This is a genomic window from Novosphingobium sp. FW305-C-111 (assembly GCF_058783565.1).
This window is the reverse complement of sequence record NZ_JBYSYP010000001.1, coordinates 91,482-110,887: the sequence shown is the minus strand read 5'-3', so window position 1 is coordinate 110,887 and position 19,406 is coordinate 91,482. Positions and strand designations below refer to the sequence as shown.

Sequence of the window (19,406 nt, the reverse complement as noted above, 5' to 3'; positions counted from 1 at the left end):
GATTCGTTCCGGTTATCTAGGCGCGGCAACCCGAAATCGCAATGGCGGGCGGTTTGCCTCTACAGCGTGCCGGCGATGTCGATGACGAAGCGGTACTTGACCTCGCCCTTTTCCATCCGCTCATACGCCTCGTTGATCTCGTCCATGCGGATCATCTCGCAGTCGGGGAGGATGCCCTTCTCGGCGCAGAAATCGAGCATTTCCTGCGTCTCGCGGATCCCGCCGATGCCCGAGCCGGAGATTGACTTGCGGTTGAGCACCATGCCGCCGTGGAACTCCAGCGGTTCGATCGCGCCGACCAGCACCAGCGCGCCGCCGGGCTTCAGCAGCAGCAGGTAGGGGTTGAGCGGGTGCTTGACCGGCGCAGTGTCGAGGATGAAGTCGAAGCTGCGCATCTCCTGCTTCATCGCGTCGCGGTCGGTCGAGACGAGCACGGCCTTCGCCCCGAGCCGCTCGGCATCCGCGCCCTTTTCGGGCGAGGTGGTGATGACGGTGACGTCCGCACCCATCGCCGCAGCGAACTTGACCCCCATGTGGCCGAGCCCGCCGAGCCCGACGACCCCGACCTTCATGCCGGGGCCGACCTTCCAGTGGCGCAGCGGCGAGTAGCTGGTGATCCCTGCGCAGAGCAGCGGCGCGGCCTGCGCCATGTCGAGCGCATCGGGCACCCGCAGCACGAATTCGCGCCGCACGACGATGCCTTTGGAATAGCCGCCCTGCGTCGGCGAGCCGTCGCGGCGGTCCTTGCCGTTGTAGGTGCCTGTCATGCCGTGGGCGCAGTACTGCTCCTCGCCCGCGTCGCACTCCGGGCAATCGAGGCAGGAATCGACCATGCAGCCCACCGCGACCCGGTCGCCCGGCCTGAAGTCGGCAACCGCGCTGCCGACTGCGCGCACGGTGCCGACGATCTCGTGCCCCGGCACCACCGGATAGGTCGTGCGGCCCCAGTCGTTGCGGGCGGTGTGGAGGTCGGAGTGGCAGACCCCGCAGTACTGGATGTCGATCGCGACATCGTCTTCGCGAAGCGCGCGGCGGTCGATCGAAAGCGGGGTTATCGGCGCGTCGGCGGCGGCGGCGCCCCAGGCAGCGGTAGGGGTCATGCTCGTTCTCCCGGAGTTTGCAGCCAGTTGTTGCACCTGGTGCAATACCTTGGCAAGAGCTGCTTTAAGCGATCACTTAAACCGGGAAAGGCAGGAAATGAAAGTCGATTCGAACACCGCAGCGGTCGTCACGGGGGGCGCATCGGGCCTTGGTCGCGCGACGGCCGAAGCGCTGGCGTCTGCCGGGGCGAAAGTCGCGATCTTCGACATCAACGAAGAACAGGGCGAGGAGGTCGCCAAGGCGATCGGCGGGGTGTTCTGCAAGGTCGACATCATGAGCGAGGATTCGGTCGTCGCCGGTCTCGAAGGCGCGCGCGCCGCCAACGGGCAGGAGCGTGTGCTCGTCCACTGCGCGATGGCCAACCGCAAGGGCAAGACCGTTGGCCGCAATCGCGAGACCGGCGGATTCACGCGGCTTTCGACGGAGGACTATGCCTTCGCGGTCGAGGGTATCCTCGTCTCGAGCTACCGCGTCGCCTCGCTGTCGGCGCTCGGCATGGCCGGGCTCGAGCCGCTCGAGGACGGCGAGCGCGGTTCGATCGTCCTCACCGCCTCGGTCGCGGCGCAGGACGCCCAGATCGGGCAGGTTGCGTACGGTTCGGCCAAGGCCGGGGTGAACGGCCTCGTCCTGCCGATGGCGCGCGACCTGATGGACCTCGGCATCCGGGTGAACTCGATCATGCCGGGGATTTTCGGGACGCCGCTGCTCGGCCGCCTTCCCGAAAAGGTGCTCGACGGCCTCAACGCCTCCGTCCCGTTCCCCAAGCGCCTCGGCAAGCCCGAGGAATACGCGAGCCTCGCCATGGAGCTCGTTCGCAACAGCTATTTCAACGGACAGGCGATCCGCCTCGACGGGGCTATCCGCATGGCACCGCGCTGATCCGGACTGCCGGGGGGCGCCGCCACTGACGCGGATCCGGCGACGATGGCCGGGCCGCGGGGAGAGACCAGAATGACGAATGCGCCCCCGCATACCCCCAGCCCGCCGGTCCCGGCATGGCGGGCATGGCTGACCCTCGCGCTGCTGCTGAGCGTGGCGATCCTCAGCTATGTCGACCGGCAGATCTTCGGCATCCTGATGGAGCCGATCCGGATCGACCTCGGGCTCGACCGCAAGGAGATCGGGCTCATCGCCGGGCTTTCGTTCTCGGTGTTCTACCTGCTCGGCGCATTCCCCATCGCCCGCCTTGCCGACCGCGGCGACCGGCCGCTGATCGTGGCGCTGTGCGTGGGCGTGTGGAGCCTGGCGACGGCGGCGTGCGGGCTGGCCCAGAACGTCTGGCAGCTCGTGCTCGCGCGGGTTGGCCTGGCCGCGGGCGAGGGCGGGGCAGGTCCGGCCTCGCAGTCGCTGGTCCTCCACCTGTTCCCGCCGCAGCGACGCACGCTGGTGCTGGGCTCACTCGCGGCGGCGAGTGCGGTGGGCATCGGCGCCGGCGGCTGGATCGGCGGGGTGCTGTCGCAGCACTACACCTGGCGCGAGAGCATGATCATCGTCGGGCTGCCTGGCCTGGTGGTCGCGCTGCTGGTGTGGCTGCTCGCCGCCGAGCCGCGCCGCCGCGAGAAGGGCACGATCGCCCCGCCGCCGCAGCTGCCGATCCGCGAGGTGCTGCGCTTCATGGCGCACAACCCCTCGCTGCGCTGGATCGCGGCGACGATCATCCTCGTCTCGTCGTGCGGCTTCCCGTTCCTGATCTGGTCGGGCTCGTTCTACCAGACGGTTCACGGCATGAGCGTGCGCGAGAGCGGCGACGGACTGTTCTGGCCGATCACCGGCGGTCTCGTCATCGGCAACCTGCTCGCGGGATGGATCACCGACCGCTTCGGCAAGGGCAACCCGCGCTTTGCCGGGGCGATCGCCGGATTCGGGCCGCTCGCCGGCTATCCGTTCGGGATCGCGATGGCGCTGGTCGACGATCCGACGCTGTCGCTCGCCTGCTTCTTCGTGTTCCACATCCTCATCACCCTGCACCTGCCGCCGATGTTCGCGCTGGCCTTTGCGCAGGTGCCGGTGGCGATGCGGGCGATGCTGGGGGCGACCGTCAACGCGATCATCACGCTGTGCGGGATCGGCGTCGGCACCTTCCTCGTCGGCGCGCTCAGCGACTGGTTCGGCGCGCACTATGGCGCGATGGGCCTGCGCTATGCGATGGTGACGATGGCGAGCACACTGGTCCTCGCGGCGTTCACCGCGTGGCGGGCGGGGGCGACGGCAAAGCCGTTATGAGGCGAGCTGGCCGGCGATGATCGGGTCGCCGACGCCGATCCGCTTGCCGTCGGTGACGATGACCTTGTCGCCCAGGCTGACCACGCCGAACACTTTCTTCGCGAACGCTTCCGGCACGCCGATGCAGCCGTTGGTGGCATAGCCCTTTTCGACCTTCGAGCCGTGAATCGAAACCCCGTCGTTGGTCAGGCGCAGCATGTAGGGCATCGGCGCGTCATAGATGTTGGAGACGTGGTCAGCGTCCTTCTCGGTGATCGGGAACACGCCTGTCGGCGTCGGCTTGTCGCCATAGCCCTTGAGAATCGCCGCCGCGCCGATTTCGTGCCCGTCGCGGAAGACGGAGATGGTCCGCGCGGTCAGGTCCACGGTGATGACCATCGGGCCGGCCGCCGGGGCCCGCGCCTCGTCCCAGAAGAACTGGCCGAACTTGATCGGCTCGTGGATCGGCAGGATCGACTTGACCACGAACGGGCTGTCGACCGGCTTCGGTGCGGCTTTCGGGGCGGGAGCCGCGGCGCGCGGGGCCTCGGCGGCCTTCGCCGGCTCGGCCCCGCCCAGCACCTGCTGCGCGACGTCCTGCCCGGTCTCGAACGCCAGCAGCGTGGCGAGGCTCATCGCCGCCATGCCGAGGCCCTTGCGAACCCAGCGGTTGTGAAACGTCTCTGCCAGCACGAAGCGGATCATCGCCAAAGCTCCTCAAGGGATACAGATAGCGCGATTCGGCTGTTCTTGCAGGGGGTTCTGGAGCACGTCCCGCGCCGGGACGCGGGCCTTGGCAATGGTTACCCGCGGGAACCGGCGGCGGCCTGTTCCTCGAACAGCTTCGCATAGGCGGCCAGCATCGGATCGATACGGAACAGCTCGACCCGCCTGAGCCCTTCCGCGGTCAACCTCGCCCGCAGCTCCGGTTCGGAGATCATCCGGTAGATCTGCACCGCCAGCGCCGCCTCGTCGTCTACCGGCACGAGTTCGCCGCTCGTCCCCGGCACCAGCACGTCGCGCGGGCCGAAGCTGCAGTCGGTGAGCAGCAGCGGCGCGCCGCAGGCCATCGCCTCGGCGGCGACGGTCGGGAAACCCTCCCATCGGCTGGGCAGCACGAACAGGTCGGCCTTGGCCATCCATGCATAGGGATTGGCGACAAAGCCGATGAAGCGGACGTATTCGCCGATGCCGAGCTGCGCGGCGAGGCGGTGGAGTTCGCCCAGCCGGCTGCCCTTGCCGAGGATGACCAGCGCGTGCGTGCGCCACGCCTGGCTCTTGGCGAAGGCGCGCAGAAGGACTTCGTGCCCCTTCTGGTACTCGAGCCGCCCGGCGGTCAGGATGAACGGGCGGTTGGGCGCGCCGGGGATCGGTTCGCGCGCGCGGCGCTGGATGCCGTCGATGTCGATCGGGTTGTTGATCATCCGCATCTTCGCGGGATCGAGGTCGAGGTCGCGGGCGATGCCGGTGGCCATGTCGCTGGAATTGGCGAGGACGGCATCGGCCCGCTTGTATGCCCTAGCAGTGAGGTCACGGCTGACCTTGGCGACGAAGCCGTTGGGAGCCTCCTCGCGGATCACCTCCATCACGTTGTTGCCCTCGCGGGCGATCCACCGGGGGCGGCGTGCGCCCATGTTCACCAGCGCGAGCCAGACGAGCAGGTTGGTGCCCTTGAGGAAGCTCATCACCACGTCGGGGCGGAACTCGTCGATCATCCGCCGGAACGCGAGCGGCGCGCGCACCGCGCTGCCGATCAGCTTGCCGGGCCGGTACTGTGCCGAGTTGGGCCCGTCGTAGTTGAAGTGCGTCTCGCCGTCGGGCGCGACCATGACCCGGCTCATATCCGCCTGATCGAGATACGGACCGGCAGCGCGGAGCAGGCCCATCCGCATCTCGAACCTGTCATGCAGCTGGTTGAGGACGTGGACCGCGACGCGCTCCGCCCCGCCGCCGTGGAGCGAGGTCAGGAGCAGGAGGACGCGGGGGCGCGCAGTGCCGGCGGGGGTATTTGACACGTGCCGCCCTTGCCACCCGCCGCCCGCATTGGCAAGGAGCCCGCGCTGTGACCGCTGCCCCCTCCCGCTACCAACTCTCTGTCGGATCGGCCGATTTCTGGGCGCGCGCGGCGCAGGACATCGCCGCGGCCAGGCACCGCGTGCTGGTCCAGGCGATGACCTTCGAGGGCGACTCGGCCGGGCACTCGGTTGCCGAAGCGATCGCCTCTTCGCCGGCCGACGTGCGGCGGGTGCTCGTCGATGATTACAGCCGCAACGTGATCAACGACACGATGCTGCCGCTGCCGCTGCGCCCCGCGTCGGTCCGGGCGGAAGCCGGCGCCACGCTCGACATGTTCGATCGGCTGGTACGCCGGGGTGTCGGCGTTCGCATCACCAATCCGGTGCTCGGCAACCCGCTGCGCTACCCCTTGCGCAACCACAAGAAGCTGCTGGTGATGGACGGGGTCGCGTGGATCGGCGGGATCAACTTCTCCGACCACAACTTCGCCTGGCACGACCTCATGCTGCGGATCGACGACGCCGCAGTGGCGGACTGGCTTGCCGCGGACTTCGAGCGCGACTGGCGCGGCGTGCCGCAAGGCGCGATCCGCCGCTTCGGCGACATGGACCTGACGACGCTCGACGGCAGCACCAACCTCGCCCTGATACAGCCGCTGATCGACCTCGTTTCCCGGGCGCGGCACTCGGTGGAGATGGTCAGCGCCTATCCGACGATGCCGTTCGTCGAGGCGATGGCGAGCGCGGCGCGGCGCGGGGCGAGGGTCACCATCCACACCCCTGCCCCCAACAACAAGCCGGTGGTGCGCGACTACCTGACCGGCGTGGCCTCTGCGGCAGGAATCGAGCTGCGACTTGTGCCGGAGATGACTCACGTGAAGGCGGTGCTGGTGGACGGACACACCCTGATGCTGGGATCGAGCAATTTCAATTTCGCCAGCTTCCGCACCAGCAACGATATTGTCGCGGTGATCGCCCATGCCGGGCTCGTCGCCGATTTCGAGGCGCGGCTGCTCGGACCGATGCGGGCCCGGGGGCGGCCCGCCGGCCAGGGTGAGACCCCGCGCTGGCGGCAGTGGCGGGCAAAGCTGGCGCTCGAACTGGCCGATGCGGCGCTGGCCCGGCTCGATCACGGCCCGGTTCGCGCGATCGACTGGCGGCGGAAGGGTTAGCCCGTGAGACGGCCGTGGCGCGTCCGGCGCGTGCGCGCCGCGGCGGAGCGGGACTTGATCGGGATGACGTTCGCCATCCGCTTGCGCGGCTCGTAGTCCGCGACCGGGACGGCTTCGCCGAACAGCCAGCCCTGGACCATCTGGCAGCCCATCGCCCTCAGCGCGGCGAGCTGCGCGCTGTTCTCGACGCCTTCGGCCAGGGTGACCATGCCGAGCCGGTGGGCAAGTCCGATCACCGCCTGGACGATCGCCTGCGAATCCTCGCGCCCGGCAAGATCGCCGACGAAGCTGCGGTCGATCTTGATCTTGTCGAACGGGAAAGTGAGCAGGTAGTTGAGCGAGGCATAGCCGGTGCCGAAATCGTCCAGCGCGATCCGCAGGCCAAGCGCACGCAGGCGTTGCAGCACCTGCAGGTTCGACGCGCTGTTTTCGAGCAGCACGCTTTCGGTGATCTCGAACTCGACCCGGGCGGGATCGATGCCCGTCTCGCCCAGCGCGCGGATCACCGTCGGCAAGAGGTTGGCGCTGCCAAGCTGCACCGGCGAGAGGTTGATGGAGACCGTTTCCTGACCGCTCCACCGCGCCGCCTCCAGCAGCGCCTCGCGGATCACCCATTCGCCGATGCCGACGATCTGGCCGGTTTCCTCGGCGATGCGGATGAAATCGCCGGGCGGAACCATGCCGCGCTCCGGGTGCTGCCAGCGCAAGAGCACCTCGTATCCCGAGGTCACCCCGCTCGGCAGGTCGACCAGCGGTTGCAGGAACAGCCGGAGCTCGTCCTGCGTGACCGCCTGGCGCAGGTCGCGCGAGAGCATGTGCTTGTCGTGGAGCTTGCGGTCCATCCCGGACTCGAACATCTCCCAGCGATTGCGCCCGCCCTGCTTGGCCGCATCGAGCGCGATGCCGGCATCGACCAGCAGCTGCTGGGGCATGTCGGCATGGTCCGGGCACAGCGCGATGCCGATGCTGGCGGTGATGTCGATGGTACACTCGCCGATAACGAAGGTGCTGGAGAGTTCCGCAAGCAGTTCCTCGGCAAGGCGGACCGCGTGGTCGCAGGCGTCCTGCCCGGCAATCATGATCGCGAACTCGTCACCGCCGAGGCGGGCGACGAAATGGCCTTCGCCGCCCAGCCGGGTGCGGTCGATCGCGGTCCGCATCGCATCGGCTGCATCGCGCAGCAGCGCGTCGCCCACGGGATGGCCATGGACGTCGTTGACCAGCTTGAACTGGTCGAGATCGACCAGCAGCAGTGCCAGCCGCCCGTCGTTGCCCAGCGCCGCGATCATCCGCCGCGAGGCCCCTTCGAACAGGGCGCGGTTGGGCAGGTCGGTGAGGCTGTCGTAAAAGGCCATGCGCCGGGCGCGGCGCTCGGCCAGCTTCTGCCCGGTGACGTCGGAGATCACCCCGCGAAAAGCGACGCCCGATGCCAGCGTCGCGTATACCGGGCGGCCCGAAACGGACCACCAGCGGACGTTGGAGGCATCGCCGGCCCGCAGCGCCAGTTCGAGGTGGCGGAATGCGTGGCGTCCGGCCAGGCGCTCGACCAACTGCTCGCGCCCGCCACCTGCGGCGAACAGGCGCTCGAAAGGCTGGCCATCCATGTCGGTGACTGCGCGGCCCGCGGCTTCGGCGAAACGCTTCCCCACCGAAACCATCCTGCCCTCGCCGTCGAGCTCGAACAGCCAGTCGGACCCCGATTCCTCGAACTCGTTGAGCAGCAGCTTGACCGTGTGGTTGGCCGAATTGAGCTCGCGCTCGCGCAGGATGCGGGTGACGAACAGCATGTGGCCCACCTCGACCATGTGCAGCATCAGCCCGGTGTACACGGCCATCAGCACGACCGCGCTGTAGGCGGGCAGGCCGCCGACGCGGGCCAGGCCGATACACAGCCCCGCGGCTGCGGGGATCATGAAGGCGCGCGCCGCCTTGGGCAGGGTGCGTACGGTATAGCCCGTCGCCGCGAGCTGCGTCGCCACCGCCAGCCCCATGAGCATGCGATTGCCCGGGCCGACAAGCGGCATGAACAGGATGGAGCCGAGGCCGACCGTCACGCCCATGACCGCACTGTTGATAGTGAGGGCCCGTGCCATCCGCGTGACCTGGGCGCGCCGCCGGGCGCGGCTGATGCCGCGGGCAAGCCACAGACGCATGCCGATCACGCCGGCCAGGGCCACGTCGATCGCGACGAGCAGCGGCAGCGATACCGCGTGCCAGAGCGCAACCGTGACAACCACCAGGTTTAGCAGGCTGCCCATCGTGATCGCGGGAATGTTGCGAATGTGCGCCGTGACGACCCGGTTTGCGACCCAGTCGCGCAGTTCGGGCGCGACAGCAACGCCGCGATTGCTTTTCCTCCTGAGCATGCGGCGCCTGATCCCTCTGACCGTTCGTCAGGTTCCTATCGGCGCATTGTAAAGTTCGCGTTACCAGACGGGCGCGATAACTGCGCTAAGTCCTTGTAACGGAAATGGCCTTGTCGAGGAGTATGGCCGCGCCATAGGCGGTGAGGAAGCTGGCATCGGCGGCGTCCCGGCCGACTCCGATCCGGGCGATCTCGGACGGATCCGCCATTCCCGTAGCGTCGACGAGATGCCAGAAGCCCGATACTCCGTCGCCGGAATCGAGGAACACCTCGGCGACCGCATGGAAATCCTGCGGGGTCACATCGGGGGCATAGACGCTCGAGAACCGCGCGGGAATCGCCGCGGCACGGGCGAAGGTGACGAGGAGGTGGGCGAAATCGCGGCACACCCCCTGCCGGTCGAGGAACGTGTCGAGCGCACCGGTCCGGGACGTGCTGCTGCCCGCGACGTAGGCGACATGGCTTGTGATCCAGTCGCGCATCGCACCGACCAGCGTCCCGCCCGAAAGGCCGTCGAACTCGCCCGCGACGAACGACTGGAAGCGCGTGGCCGGGCAATACGTCGAGTCCATCAGGTAATCGACCGCCTCTCCCGGCAGGAGATGGGGCGGAAGCGCGGGCAGGCCTTCCAGAGGGCCGACATGGCGCTGGGGCGTGACCTCGGCGCGGTAGGCGATTTCGAGCCGGCCCTCATGGCGCAGCCAGATTCGCTCGCCGATGCCGCCATGGCCCGCGACCCGCGCGAAGTGGTCGCAGGGAGGCAGGTCGATCCACGGATCGCGGATGACCTGCTCGGGCAGGATCGCCGCTTCGATCTGGAGAAGGAGGTCGGCCTGCTGCGGCAGGTCTAGGACCAGGGTGGTTTCGATTATGAGGGACATGCCGCGACGAACCCGGCGCGGGCAGGGGTGTTCCCGCGAATCGTCGTCCGGGTCAGCACAGCGACAGGTTTGCCCTGCTATCCCGTTCGCAATGCAAGGTTTAACACCTTACCTGCCGACGACGCTGCCGCCGCTGCTCCTGCTGGCGCTGGCTGCGATCGTGCTCGGGATCATCGGCGGATTGGCCGGCCGCGTGCTTCCGCGGACCGGCGGGGCGCTTCGCCTCGTCGGCAACCTCGTCCTGGCCGGTGCGGTGCTGCTGTCGTTCGTTCGCTTCGCCCGGATGGACCCGGCGTTCGATTCGCTGCTCGCTCCGTTCGGGATGCCGGCTGAGCGGGTGTCGGGCGGGGAGACGCGGGTGCCGCTGTCGTCCGACGGGCACTACTGGATCAGCGCGACGATCAACGGCGAGACCGAGCGGTTCATGGTCGATACCGGCGCGACCATCTCCGCGCTCAGCGAGGAGGCGGCGAGCGCGGCGCGGCTCAAACCCGATCCGCTGCGCTTGCCGGTGATGGTCCGCACCGCCGGCGGCGACATCGCCGCGCGCCTCGCCCGGATCGAGGACCTGCGCTTCGGCAACGTCGTCGCCCGCGACCTCGACGTCATCGTGACCGGCGAGACCGGGGTGAACGTGCTCGGCATGAACTTCCTCTCGCGCCTCAAGGGCTGGCGGGTGGAAGAAGGCGTTCTCGTGCTGACCCCGAAGGGCGAGGGGTAGAGCCTAGTTCCGCACCACCAGGCACTGCCCGCTGGTCGCGACGAGCGCCTGGCACGCCCGGGTCGCCTCTGCCTCGCTGGCGAAAGGCCCGGCCTGCAGGCGGCTGACCGCTCCTGCGGGAACATCGAAACGGCTTCGGCCGGACAGCTCGGGCTTGCCCTTGAGCCGGTTCCACAACGCGTCCGCATTCCCCTTGTTGCCGAACGCGCCGAACTGGATGCGATAGCGGCCCGTGGTCGCAGTCGCAGCCGCGGGCGCGGGCGTCTTGGCCGGCTTCGCGGCGACGGCGGGCGCGGGCCTGGGCGCGGCCGGACGGATCGGCGGGACCCCGGCATGAACTGCGACCGGCGGCGGGGCGCTTGATGCGGCGGGCGCGGGTGCGGACGTCGGGGCCGGTTGCGGTGCGCCGGAAATGTACGAACCGACCACGCGCTTCGTTGGCTTGGCGGGCGGCGGCGGTGCTGCGTCGCCCAGCACCACGGGATTGGCGAAATCGGCTCCGGCCGTGGTTTCCCCGGCGCTCGACGGCGGGACGACAACGCTCGCCACCGGCTGCGGCGGATCGCTCCGGCGGATCGGCGCGGTCGCGCCCGAGCCTGAGCCGAGGTCGACGGCAGCGGTTTCGCGCGCGCGCGTCTCGGCCGCCTGGCGTTCCAGTTCGCCGGCAAGGCTGACGCCCATCTGGCGCTGTTCCATCGGCACGAGCTGATCCATCGAGGCCAGTCCGTCGCGCGCCTGCGGCAGCCCGGCAGCGGCGGCGCGGGTCATCAGCGCATAGGCGCGGACCCAGTCCTTGCCGACGATGTCGCCGTTGAAGCTGGCAATGCCGAGGATGTACTGCGCGCGCGGCTCGCCCCGCGCCGCGCTCTTCTCGATCCACGGCAGCGCCTGTTCGCGCTGGCCGCGCTGGAACAGCAGCAGGCCATAGTTGTCGCCCGCCTGGAGGTGGCCCTGCTGCGCCGCGCGCCCGTAAAGGTCTTCGGCCCGCGTGAGATCGGCCGGCACGCCGCGACCCAGCTTGTAGGCCTGTGCGAGGTTGAACTGCGCGTCGGCGTCGCCCGCCGCAGCGGGGCCTTGCCACGCCTTCACCGCGCCGGTGTAGTCCCCGGCGGTCCAGGCATCGACTCCCGCCTTGACCGTGACGGCCGTGTCGATCGGCCTGGCGGCAGGGCCGGCAAGCGCCGGCACGGCGATCCCGGCGAGAAGCATGGCTGCGAAAAGTCGCATCGTTCCAAATCCCTCCTGCGACCCGGCCGGAACCGGAGTCGCCGTAAACCCGGCGCGGGGGCGGTGAGGCACTCACCTCACGCCGCATCGCGCGATAGATGGTCAAGCGCTATAGTGAATCACCTCTTAGCAAAGTCTTTAGGGCGCAAACGGCGGATTTCCGGGCCGTTGCCGTGATCCCCGGCAAGGGCGCCGGGGCGCGCGTTAACCAATAATTAGGTCTGATCTGCGATCCCCGCTGGCAAGTTCGCTTCGCCAGGGGGAAGAATTGCGCGTTCTCGCATGTGCATCGCAAAAAGGTGGGTCCGGCAAGACAACCTTGTCAGGCCACCTCGCCGTCCAGGCCCAGCGCAGTGGCGCCGGGCCGGTCGTGCTGATCGACATCGACCCCCAGGGGAGCCTCGCCGACTGGTGGAACGAGCGTGAGGCGGAATTCCCCGCCTTCGCCCAGACCACCGTTGCGCGCCTCGCCAGCGACCTTGCGGTGCTGCGCCAGCAGGGCTTCAAGCTGGCGGTGATCGATACCCCCCCCGCGATCACCATGGCGATCCAGTCGGTCATCTCGGTCGCCGAGCTGATCGTCGTCCCGACCCGGCCCAGCCCGCATGACCTGCGCGCCGTGGGCGCCACGGTCGACCTGTGCGAACGCGCCGGCAAGCCGCTGATCTTCGTGGTCAACGCCGCCACGCCGAAGGCCAAGATCACCAGCGAGGCCGCGGTCGCGCTGTCGCAGCACGGCACCGTGGCCCCGGTGACGATCCATCACCGCACCGATTTCGCCGCCTCGATGATCGACGGCCGGACGGTCATGGAGGTCGATCCGGGTGGCAAGTCTGCGGCCGAGGTCACCGCGCTGTGGAACTACATCTCCGAACGGCTCGAAAAGAACTTCCGCCGCACCGTGTTCGCCGCGCCGAATTCGGTCTCCGCGATCCCTACCGGTCCGCGTCCGATGGGTGGCTTCGGCCGCCGCGTCGCCGGCTCGTAAGGCGGGAGGCCCGGCCATGTCCGAACCCAAGCCCATCGCCTCGCTTTCGCCCGGCCTGCTCGCCCGCAAGGGCGCGGCGCGGCCCGCGATGCGCCCGCAGCTTCAGCCGCTGAACTTCGACGACGACACGCCCTACGGCGCGCAGCTGCGTGCGCAATTCGGCTTCACCGATGCCGAGCCGGTCGCGCTGACCCAGGACGACCTCGGCTGGAACGACATGGGCGAAGAGCCCGCGCCCGCCCCGGTCGCCGAGCCTGCGCCGCAGGTCGTGCCGATCGCCGGGAGCGAAGCCGTGGACAGCCCGGTCGTCGCGCCGGTCTCGCCCGCGCTGCGCCAGCTCGAGGAACTCGCCCAGACCATTGCCGCCGCGCCCAAGCCGCGTGCGCCGCGGCAGATGCGCTCGGCGCTCAAGGAAGGGCGCAAGGCCGCCTTCACCCTGCGCGTCGACGGCGAACGCCACCTCCGCCTGCGCCTGGCCTGCACCTTGCAGAACCGCAGCGCGCAGTCGGTGGTGACCGAAGCGCTCGACCGGCTGCTGGAAGAGCTGCCGGGACTCGACGAACTTTCCCGCCGCGTGAAGCGGCACTGATCTTACGGACTGCACGGGGGACGATCATGACCACCACTGCCAGCATCCTTCGCACCGGCCTTTCCGCCGCGGTCATGGCGGGCCTTCTCGCCGGCTGCGCCATGGGCGGATCGGGCGCGCACCCCTCGAAATTCGCGGCCGGGGCCGGCTCGGCGCTGGAGAAGGGCAACCCCTCCCGCGCCATCGAGCTCGCCGAACAGGCGGTCGCCGGTGATCCGCGCAACGCCGAATACCGCGTGCTGCTCGGCAACGCATATCTTCGCGCGGGGCGCTTCGCCTCGGCCCAGCAGGCCTACAACGAGGCGATCGACCTCGGCGCGGACAGCGGCAAGGCCGGGCTCAGCCTCGCCCTGGCCGACGTTGCGCTGGGCCAGAATGCCCAGGCGCTCGATACGCTCAACACGTACCGCGCCGCCATCCCCGCCAGCGACCTCGGCCTCGCCTATGCGCTGGCCGGCGACACCAACCGCGGGGTCGCGGTGCTGGTCGATGCGCTGCGCGGCGGCGAGAACACCCCGAAGGTCCGCCAGAACCTCGCCTATGCCTATGCCCTCGACGGACAATGGCGCGAGGCGCGGATCATGGCCTCGCAGGACGTGCCCGCCGACCAGCTCGATGCGCGGATGAGCGACTGGGCGATGGCCGCCCACCCGGACAACGCCGGCGGCCGCGTCGCCGCGCTGCTCGGCGTACCGGCGGGCGTCGTCGATGCCGGCTTCCCGCAGGCGCTGGCGCTCGCCAACTTCCCCACCACCGACCAGCTCGCCGCCGAGGCCCAGGCCGCCGCGCCCGAGCTGGCCCAGGCCGCGCAAGCGGAACTGCCGCCGACCGATCTCGGTGCGCCGCTGATCGACAGCCAGCCGCCGGTCCAGCTCGCCGCGTGGGATGCGCCGGCCTCGTCCGCCGCGCCGGTCGGCCCCGAAGCCGCGCCTGCGCCGGCCCCGGCCAAGCGCGGCTCGGCCTACCGCGTCGTCGGTGATTACATTCCGGACACCCCGGCTCCCGCGCCGGTCATTCCCGGCGCGAGCCCGTCGCCCAAGGCGGCCCAGCCCGCCGCCAGCCCCGCGCCGCGCCAGACCGCGAGCTGGGTCGCCCCGCCGGAGCGCAGCACCCATGTCGTCCAGCTCGGCAGCTTCGCCACGCCCGAAGGCGCGCGCCGCGCCTGGCGGCATTACCTGTCGCTGATGCCGCAGCTCAAGAGCTACCGCAACGTGACCACGCAGGTCACCGTGAATGGCCGCCAGTTCTGGCGCGTCCGCGCCGAAGGCTTTGCCGGCTACGCGCCTGCGAGCAGCATGTGCGGCTCGGTCAAGGCCCGCGGCGGAGCCTGCCTGGTGATGGCTTCGACCAAGGCCCCGGTGCCGGGTTCGCGCGTGGTCGACACGCGGATGGCGCGCCGGCGCTGATTGGAATCGGCGTCGTCCCGGACTTGCCTGCCCTCGCGAAAGCGGGGGATCCGGGACCGCTGTGAAGCTGGGCGCAAGGCTGCCAGCGGTCCCGCGTCGAGCCCGGGACGACACTGGGGTTACGCGACCTTCATCCCGCCCTTGAACAGCGCGGTGCAGCGCCCTTCGACCGGCCGCCGGTCGAACGGGGTGTTGCCCGCGCTCGCCGCCATCTTGTCAGAATCGACGATCCACGGGCGCAGCGGATCGATGAGGGCGATGTCGGCCTCGGCCCCCTCCGCGAGAGTTCCCGCGTCCACCCCCAGCAGCTTCGCCGGGTTCGCCGCGAGCAGGGCGAACGCACGGGGCAGGTCGATCACCCCGTCGCGCACCAGCGTCAGCGTCAAGGGTAGCAGCGTTTCCGCGCCCGCCATGCCTGGTTCGGCATCGGCAAAAGGCAGGCGCTTATCCTCCGGCCCGCGCGGGTCGTGGCCGCTGGCGATGACGTCGATGGTCCCGTCGCCGATGGCCTCGACCACCGCCTTGCGGTCGGCGTCACTGCGCAGCGGCGGGGACAGGCGGCAGAACGTGCGGAAGTTGGCAAGTTCCAGGTCGGAGAGCATGAAGTGCGCCGGGGTCACCCCCGCCGTCACCGCCACGCCGCGCTTCTTCGCCGCCCGCACCAGATCGAGCGCCGCGCGCGTCGTCACCTGCCGCAAGTGGAGCCGCGCCCCGCTGATTTCGGCGAGCGCGATGTCGCGCGCCACCGCGAGCGCCTCGGCCTCCGCGGGCGCGCTGGGCAGGCCGAGCCGGGTCGCCATTTCTCCCGCGGTCGCCACCGCGCTGCCGGCGAGGCCGGCATCCTCGGCGTGGCTTACCACCACCAGCCCGAGCATCGCCGCATAGCGCAGCAGCCGCAGCATCGTCCCGGAATCGCCGATCCACTGCCGCCCGGTGGCGACCGCCTTCGCGCCCGCGTCGCGCATCAGCGCGAGTTCGGCGAGTTCCTCGCCCTCCAGGGCGCGTGTCGCGGCGGCAAGGGGGTGGACCCACAGGTCGGGCTTGCCCGAAGCGGCGGCAAAGCGGACGCGCGCCGGGTGGTCGAGCGGCGGGCCCTGGTCGGGCATCAGTGCGGCGCGGGTGATCCCGCCGAAGTGGAACGCCGGCTTGTCGATCGCGAACACGCCCATGTCGACGAGGCCCGGCGCGATCAGCTGGCCCCGGGCCGCCACGACCTCGTCGCCGTCCCGCGCGGCGATGTCGCCCAGCGCGACGATGCGCCCGTCCTCACAGCGCAGGCCGCCTTCGCGGACTTCGCCGGCCAGGACCAGCCGACCTCCGGTGATGGTCAGCGGCCGCGCCTTCATGCCACGGCTCCTTCGTGATCGCCCCAACCGGGCACACCCCGCGCCCGGCGGGTCAGCACGTCGAGGCAGGCCATGCGGATCGCGACGCCCATTTCGACCTGGCGGGTGATCAGGCTGCGCTCCGGATCGTCGGCGACGGTGCTGTCAATCTCCACCCCGCGGTTCATCGGCCCGGGGTGCATGACCAGCGCCCCCGGCGCGGCCCGCGCCAGCCGTTCCGGGGTGAGGCCGTAGAGGTGGCGGTATTCGCGCGGTGAAGGGATGAACTGGCCCTGCATCCGCTCCTGCTGGAGCCGCAACATCATCACCACTTCCGCGCCGTGCAGTGCCGCGTCGAAATCGTGGAACGGGATCACCCCCATCGCCTCGATCCCTTCCGGCATCAGCGCGGGCGGGGCGCAGACCCGCACCTCTGCCCCCAGCGCGGTCAGCGAAAGGATGTTCGAGCGCGCCACCCGGCTGTGGAGGATGTCGCCGCAGATGGTGACCTTGAGCCCGGTGAAGTCCTCGCAGCCCAGCGCCTGGCGCAAGGTCAGGGCATCGAGCAGGGCCTGGGTCGGGTGTTCGTGCTGGCCGTCGCCGGCGTTGAGCACCGGGCAGTCGACCTTCTCCGCGATCAGCCGCACCGCGCCGGAACTGGCGTGGCGGATGACGATGGCGTCGGCGCGCATGGCGTTGAGCGTCATCGCCGTGTCGATCAGCGTTTCGCCCTTCTTCACGCTGCTGGTGGCCGCGTGCATGTTGACCACGTCCGCACCCAGCCGCTTGCCGGCGATCTCGAAGCTCAGCAGCGTGCGGGTCGAGTTTTCGAAGAACGCGTTGATGATGGTGAGGCCCGAGAGCAGGTTCGCCCGCTTCTTCGGCTGGCGGTTGAGCTCGACCCACTGCGCCGCTTCGTCGAGCAGATACAGGATCTCGTGCCGCGCAAGCTGGCCGATACCGGTCAGGTCACGGTGGGGAAAGGCGAGCGCGCCTTCGGGATAGCGTCCGGGGGGTGTCGATGCCTGCATCGAAACCAGCCCCCTAGAGCGGGTAGGGCCGCCCCTCAAGTCGTTTCGGCTGGAACCTGTGGACGGTGATGCCTAGATGGCGGGGCATTGGTCCCGGAGCACGCACCCACATGACGTTCGCAGGCAAAGTCTGGAAACTCCTCGTCGGGATCAAGGACGGGCTGACGCTCGCGTTGCTGCTCCTGTTCTTCTGGGCGCTGTTCGCGGTGCTGTCGTCGCGGCCCTCGCCGGCCGAGGTGCGCGAGGGCGCGCTGTACCTGCCGCTCGACGGGCGCATCGTCGAGGAGAAGAGCAAGGTCGAGTTCACCGCGATGCTGCTTTCGGGCCAGGCCCCGGACGGTGAGTTCCTCACCCGCGACCTGGTCCGCGCGATCGAGGCGGCGGCGGGCGACGAGCGGATCAAGGCGGTCGCCATCGACCTCGAGAATTTCGGCGGCGGGGGGCGGGTCAGCCTCCAGCGGATCGGCGCGGCGATGGACAAGGTCCGCGCCGCGAAGAAGCCGGTGCTGGTCCGCGCGCCGATCTACACCGACGGACGGATGCTGCTCGCCGCGCATGCCAGCGAGGTCTGGGTCGATCCACTCGGCGGGGCGATGATCACCGGGCCGGGCGGCTACCAGCTCTACTACAAGGGCCTGCTCGACCGGCTGAAGGTGGAGGCGCACGTCTTCCGCGTCGGCACCTACAAGAGCGCGGTCGAACCGTTCGAGCGCGCCGATGCCTCCGCCCCGGCGAAGGAATCGCTGGCCCAGGTCTATGGCGCGATCTGGCAGCAGTACCTCGACGAGGTGAAGAAGGCGCGGCCCAAGGCGAACCTCGCGCTGGTGACCAGCGACCCGCAGGCGTGGCTCGCGGCGTCGGGTGGTGATGCGGCGAAGGCGGCGGTCGCCGCCGGCCTTGCCGACCGGATCGGCGACAGGGTCGCCTTCGGCAAGCGCGTCGCCGAACTGGCGGGCGACGAGGACGCTGGAAATGATGGGGGCGCGCCGGGCAGCTTCGCGCACACCGAGCTCGGCCCTTGGCTCGCCGCCAACCCGGAGAGCACCGACGGCAAGGCGATCGCCGTGGTCACGGTCGCGGGCGACATCGTCGATGGCGATGCCGGCCCGGGCTCGGCGGGCGGCGACCGCATTGCCGACCTGATCGACGGCGCCGTGGCCGACAAGGACTACGCCGCGCTCGTCCTGCGGGTCGATTCCCCGGGCGGGTCGGTCACCGCCAGCGAGCGGATCCGCGCCGCGGTCGAACGCTTCCGCGCCACCGGGCGGCCGGTCGTGGCCTCGATGGGCAACATGGCGGCGAGCGGCGGGTACTGGGTCTCGACCCCCGCTCAGCGGATCTTCGCCGAACCGAGCACGATCACCGGCTCGATCGGCGTGTTCGGGGTGATCCCGACCTTCGAGAAGACCCTCGCCGACTACGGCGTGACCAGCGACGGGGTGCGGACTACGCCGCTGTCGGGCCAGCCGGACGTGTTCGCGGGCCTGACGCCGGAGTCCAAGGCGATCATCCAGCAGCAGATCGAGCAGACCTATGGCCGGTTCCTCGGCCTCGTCGCGGCGTCGCGCGGCAAGTCGCCGCAGGACATCGACAGGATCGCGCAAGGGCGGGTGTGGGACGGCGGCACCGCCCGCCAGCTCGGGCTCGTCGACCAGTTCGGCGGGATTGAGGACGCGCTCGCCTGGGCGGCCGGGCAGGCCAAGCTCAAGGACGGCGAGTGGCATGCCGATTACCTTGGCGGCGGGATCGACGCGTTCAGCACCACGCTGGCCGGCCTGTTCGGCGGGGGCGAGGCGCGGGCGGCGCAGCCGAAGGACTTCGTCTCGTTCGCCGCACTCGGCCAGCAGCAGACGATGGCGCGGCTCGGCGCGGATCTCTCGCGGCTGCTGTCGGGCGAGGGCGCGCAGGCGGCGTGCCTCGAGTGCGCGGGGTTGGTAGATGCCGCGCCTGTGAAGGCAGACGCGCGTGGGTGGCTCGCGGTGCTGGGCGGCTTGCTGAGGTAGGGAAAGACAGGCCCACCCTAGCCCCTCCCGCGAGCGGGAGGGGAACCGGTCGCGCCTATTCTCCCCCTCCCGCTGGCGGGAGGGGGCCGAGGGGTGGGCGAGACCTAAGCCGTTGGCACCTCATCCGGGATCGAACCCGGGTCAGCAATGTCCGGTCCGACCGGGTCCACTTCGTCCGGCTGGCCCGGCGGGGCTTCCTGCGGAGTCGGGTCGGCAGGCCGCTCCGGCGGGGCCTGGGGATCGATGCGGTTCGGATTCGGGTCGTCGGGACGGCTCGCCATGTGGATAACTCCGTGGATTATTCCGACTCAACACGGCTCGCCGCACCCTTGTTCCGGCGGAACTCCGCCATTTTTGCCAAGGCTTGCCCTTTGCACCCC

At 69.9% G+C, this 19,406-nt stretch carries 17 protein-coding genes; 8 read left to right on the top strand and 9 right to left on the bottom strand.

Annotated features, from left to right (window positions below):
* Window positions 1-59 precede the first annotated feature (59 nt).
* Window positions 60-1,100: an NAD(P)-dependent alcohol dehydrogenase gene (locus AC3WLD_RS00555; protein WP_492554958.1), complete on the bottom strand. Its 1,041-nt coding sequence runs from the start codon at window positions 1,098-1,100 to the stop codon at window positions 60-62.
* 97 nt (window positions 1,101-1,197) lie between these two features.
* Between AC3WLD_RS00555 and AC3WLD_RS00550 the strand changes: the two genes are divergently transcribed.
* Together AC3WLD_RS00550 and AC3WLD_RS00545 are read left to right on the top strand one after the other, a co-directional pair.
* Window positions 1,198-1,980, top strand: coding sequence for an SDR family oxidoreductase (locus AC3WLD_RS00550; RefSeq protein WP_492554957.1), 783 nt, complete (start codon window positions 1,198-1,200; stop codon window positions 1,978-1,980).
* Between the two features lie 72 nt (window positions 1,981-2,052).
* Entirely contained in the window at window positions 2,053-3,324 is a 1,272-nt protein-coding gene (locus AC3WLD_RS00545) for an MFS transporter (RefSeq protein ID WP_492554956.1), read from the top strand.
* Here the strand turns inward: AC3WLD_RS00545 and AC3WLD_RS00540 are convergent.
* Window positions 3,319-4,008 carry a L,D-transpeptidase family protein gene (locus AC3WLD_RS00540; RefSeq protein ID WP_492554955.1) on the bottom strand — a complete coding sequence of 230 codons (690 nt, stop codon included), beginning with the start codon at window positions 4,006-4,008 and terminating at the stop codon, window positions 3,319-3,321. The two genes, AC3WLD_RS00545 and AC3WLD_RS00540, sit on opposite strands and share 6 nt — an antisense overlap.
* 98 nt (window positions 4,009-4,106) lie before the next feature.
* Window positions 4,107-5,318, bottom strand: a complete 1,212-nt coding sequence (locus AC3WLD_RS00535) for a glycosyltransferase (protein ID WP_492554954.1) — start codon at window positions 5,316-5,318, stop codon at window positions 4,107-4,109.
* 47 nt (window positions 5,319-5,365) lie between these two features.
* Between AC3WLD_RS00535 and AC3WLD_RS00530 the strand changes: the two genes are divergently transcribed.
* Window positions 5,366-6,490 carry a phospholipase D-like domain-containing protein gene (locus tag AC3WLD_RS00530; protein WP_492554953.1) on the top strand — a complete coding sequence of 375 codons (1,125 nt, stop codon included), beginning with the start codon at window positions 5,366-5,368 and terminating at the stop codon, window positions 6,488-6,490.
* Here the strand turns inward: AC3WLD_RS00530 and AC3WLD_RS00525 are convergent.
* Both AC3WLD_RS00525 and AC3WLD_RS00520 read right to left on the bottom strand, forming a co-directional pair.
* Window positions 6,487-8,856, bottom strand: a complete 2,370-nt coding sequence (locus tag AC3WLD_RS00525) for a putative bifunctional diguanylate cyclase/phosphodiesterase (RefSeq protein WP_492554952.1) — start codon at window positions 8,854-8,856, stop codon at window positions 6,487-6,489. The two genes, AC3WLD_RS00530 and AC3WLD_RS00525, sit on opposite strands and share 4 nt — an antisense overlap.
* Window positions 8,857-8,941: 85 nt before the next feature.
* The gene (locus AC3WLD_RS00520) at window positions 8,942-9,736 is read right to left on the bottom strand and encodes a transglutaminase-like domain-containing protein (protein ID WP_492554951.1); all 795 of its coding nucleotides are present in this window, start codon (window positions 9,734-9,736) and stop codon (window positions 8,942-8,944) included.
* 91 nt (window positions 9,737-9,827) lie between these two features.
* Between AC3WLD_RS00520 and AC3WLD_RS00515 the strand changes: the two genes are divergently transcribed.
* A complete protein-coding gene (locus AC3WLD_RS00515; protein ID WP_492554950.1) occupies window positions 9,828-10,457 on the top strand; it encodes a retropepsin-like aspartic protease family protein in 630 nt (209 codons plus the stop codon).
* Window positions 10,458-10,460: 3 nt separating this feature from the next.
* Here the strand turns inward: AC3WLD_RS00515 and AC3WLD_RS00510 are convergent, their stop codons facing one another.
* Window positions 10,461-11,684: an SPOR domain-containing protein gene (locus AC3WLD_RS00510; RefSeq protein WP_492554949.1), complete on the bottom strand. Its 1,224-nt coding sequence runs from the start codon at window positions 11,682-11,684 to the stop codon at window positions 10,461-10,463.
* 268 nt (window positions 11,685-11,952) lie between these two features.
* Here AC3WLD_RS00510 and AC3WLD_RS00505 point away from each other — a divergent pair, with 268 nt between their 5' ends.
* The 3 genes from AC3WLD_RS00505 to AC3WLD_RS00495 are packed head-to-tail and all read left to right on the top strand — an operon-like array spanning window position 11,953 to window position 14,667.
* Window positions 11,953-12,672, top strand: a complete 720-nt coding sequence (locus AC3WLD_RS00505; protein ID WP_492554948.1) for an AAA family ATPase — start codon at window positions 11,953-11,955, stop codon at window positions 12,670-12,672.
* Window positions 12,673-12,688: 16 nt separating this feature from the next.
* A complete protein-coding gene (locus tag AC3WLD_RS00500) occupies window positions 12,689-13,261 on the top strand; it encodes a hypothetical protein (protein ID WP_492554947.1) in 573 nt (190 codons plus the stop codon).
* Window positions 13,262-13,287: 26 nt separating this feature from the next.
* Window positions 13,288-14,667: an SPOR domain-containing protein gene (locus AC3WLD_RS00495; RefSeq protein ID WP_492554946.1), complete on the top strand. Its 1,380-nt coding sequence runs from the start codon at window positions 13,288-13,290 to the stop codon at window positions 14,665-14,667.
* A gap of 119 nt (window positions 14,668-14,786) precedes the next feature.
* On the opposite strand, the gene AC3WLD_RS00490 is transcribed toward AC3WLD_RS00495, so the two are convergent.
* Together AC3WLD_RS00490 and AC3WLD_RS00485 are read right to left on the bottom strand one after the other, a co-directional pair.
* Entirely contained in the window at window positions 14,787-16,013 is a 1,227-nt protein-coding gene (locus AC3WLD_RS00490) for a dihydroorotase (protein ID WP_492554945.1), read from the bottom strand.
* The gene (locus AC3WLD_RS00485; RefSeq protein ID WP_492554944.1) at window positions 16,010-17,023 is read right to left on the bottom strand and encodes an aspartate carbamoyltransferase catalytic subunit; all 1,014 of its coding nucleotides are present in this window, start codon (window positions 17,021-17,023) and stop codon (window positions 16,010-16,012) included. The genes AC3WLD_RS00490 and AC3WLD_RS00485 overlap by 4 nt, the downstream gene beginning before the upstream one ends.
* A 110-nt stretch (window positions 17,024-17,133) precedes the next feature.
* Between AC3WLD_RS00485 and sppA the strand changes: the two genes are divergently transcribed.
* On the top strand, window positions 17,134-19,026 hold the full coding sequence (sppA, locus tag AC3WLD_RS00480; protein WP_492554943.1) for a signal peptide peptidase SppA: 1,893 nt from the start codon (window positions 17,134-17,136) through the stop codon (window positions 19,024-19,026).
* Window positions 19,027-19,130: 104 nt separating this feature from the next.
* Here sppA and AC3WLD_RS00475 read toward each other — a convergent pair whose 3' ends face one another.
* Window positions 19,131-19,307, bottom strand: a complete 177-nt coding sequence (locus AC3WLD_RS00475) for a hypothetical protein (RefSeq protein ID WP_492554942.1) — start codon at window positions 19,305-19,307, stop codon at window positions 19,131-19,133.
* Window positions 19,308-19,406 lie beyond the last annotated feature (99 nt).

Bases quoted from the DNA above. Each gene is read 5' to 3' on its own strand.
- AC3WLD_RS00555 (WP_492554958.1), bottom strand. From the start codon at position 1,100: ATGACCCCTACCGCTGCCTGGGGCGCCGCCGCCGCCGACGCGCCGATA.
- AC3WLD_RS00550 (WP_492554957.1), top strand. From the start codon at position 1,198: ATGAAAGTCGATTCGAACACCGCAGCGGTCGTCACGGGGGGCGCATCG.
- AC3WLD_RS00545 (WP_492554956.1), top strand. From the start codon at position 2,053: ATGACGAATGCGCCCCCGCATACCCCCAGCCCGCCGGTCCCGGCATGG.
- AC3WLD_RS00540 (WP_492554955.1), bottom strand. From the start codon at position 4,008: ATGATCCGCTTCGTGCTGGCAGAGACGTTTCACAACCGCTGGGTTCGC.
- AC3WLD_RS00525 (WP_492554952.1), bottom strand. From the start codon at position 8,856: ATGCTCAGGAGGAAAAGCAATCGCGGCGTTGCTGTCGCGCCCGAACTG.
- AC3WLD_RS00520 (WP_492554951.1), bottom strand. From the start codon at position 9,736: ATGTCCCTCATAATCGAAACCACCCTGGTCCTAGACCTGCCGCAGCAG.
- AC3WLD_RS00515 (WP_492554950.1), top strand. From the start codon at position 9,828: ATGCAAGGTTTAACACCTTACCTGCCGACGACGCTGCCGCCGCTGCTC.
- AC3WLD_RS00510 (WP_492554949.1), bottom strand. From the start codon at position 11,684: ATGCGACTTTTCGCAGCCATGCTTCTCGCCGGGATCGCCGTGCCGGCG.
- AC3WLD_RS00500 (WP_492554947.1), top strand. From the start codon at position 12,689: ATGTCCGAACCCAAGCCCATCGCCTCGCTTTCGCCCGGCCTGCTCGCC.
- AC3WLD_RS00495 (WP_492554946.1), top strand. From the start codon at position 13,288: ATGACCACCACTGCCAGCATCCTTCGCACCGGCCTTTCCGCCGCGGTC.
- AC3WLD_RS00490 (WP_492554945.1), bottom strand. From the start codon at position 16,013: ATGAAGGCGCGGCCGCTGACCATCACCGGAGGTCGGCTGGTCCTGGCC.
- AC3WLD_RS00485 (WP_492554944.1), bottom strand. From the start codon at position 17,023: ATGCAGGCATCGACACCCCCCGGACGCTATCCCGAAGGCGCGCTCGCC.
- sppA (WP_492554943.1), top strand. From the start codon at position 17,134: ATGACGTTCGCAGGCAAAGTCTGGAAACTCCTCGTCGGGATCAAGGAC.
- AC3WLD_RS00475 (WP_492554942.1), bottom strand. From the start codon at position 19,307: ATGGCGAGCCGTCCCGACGACCCGAATCCGAACCGCATCGATCCCCAG.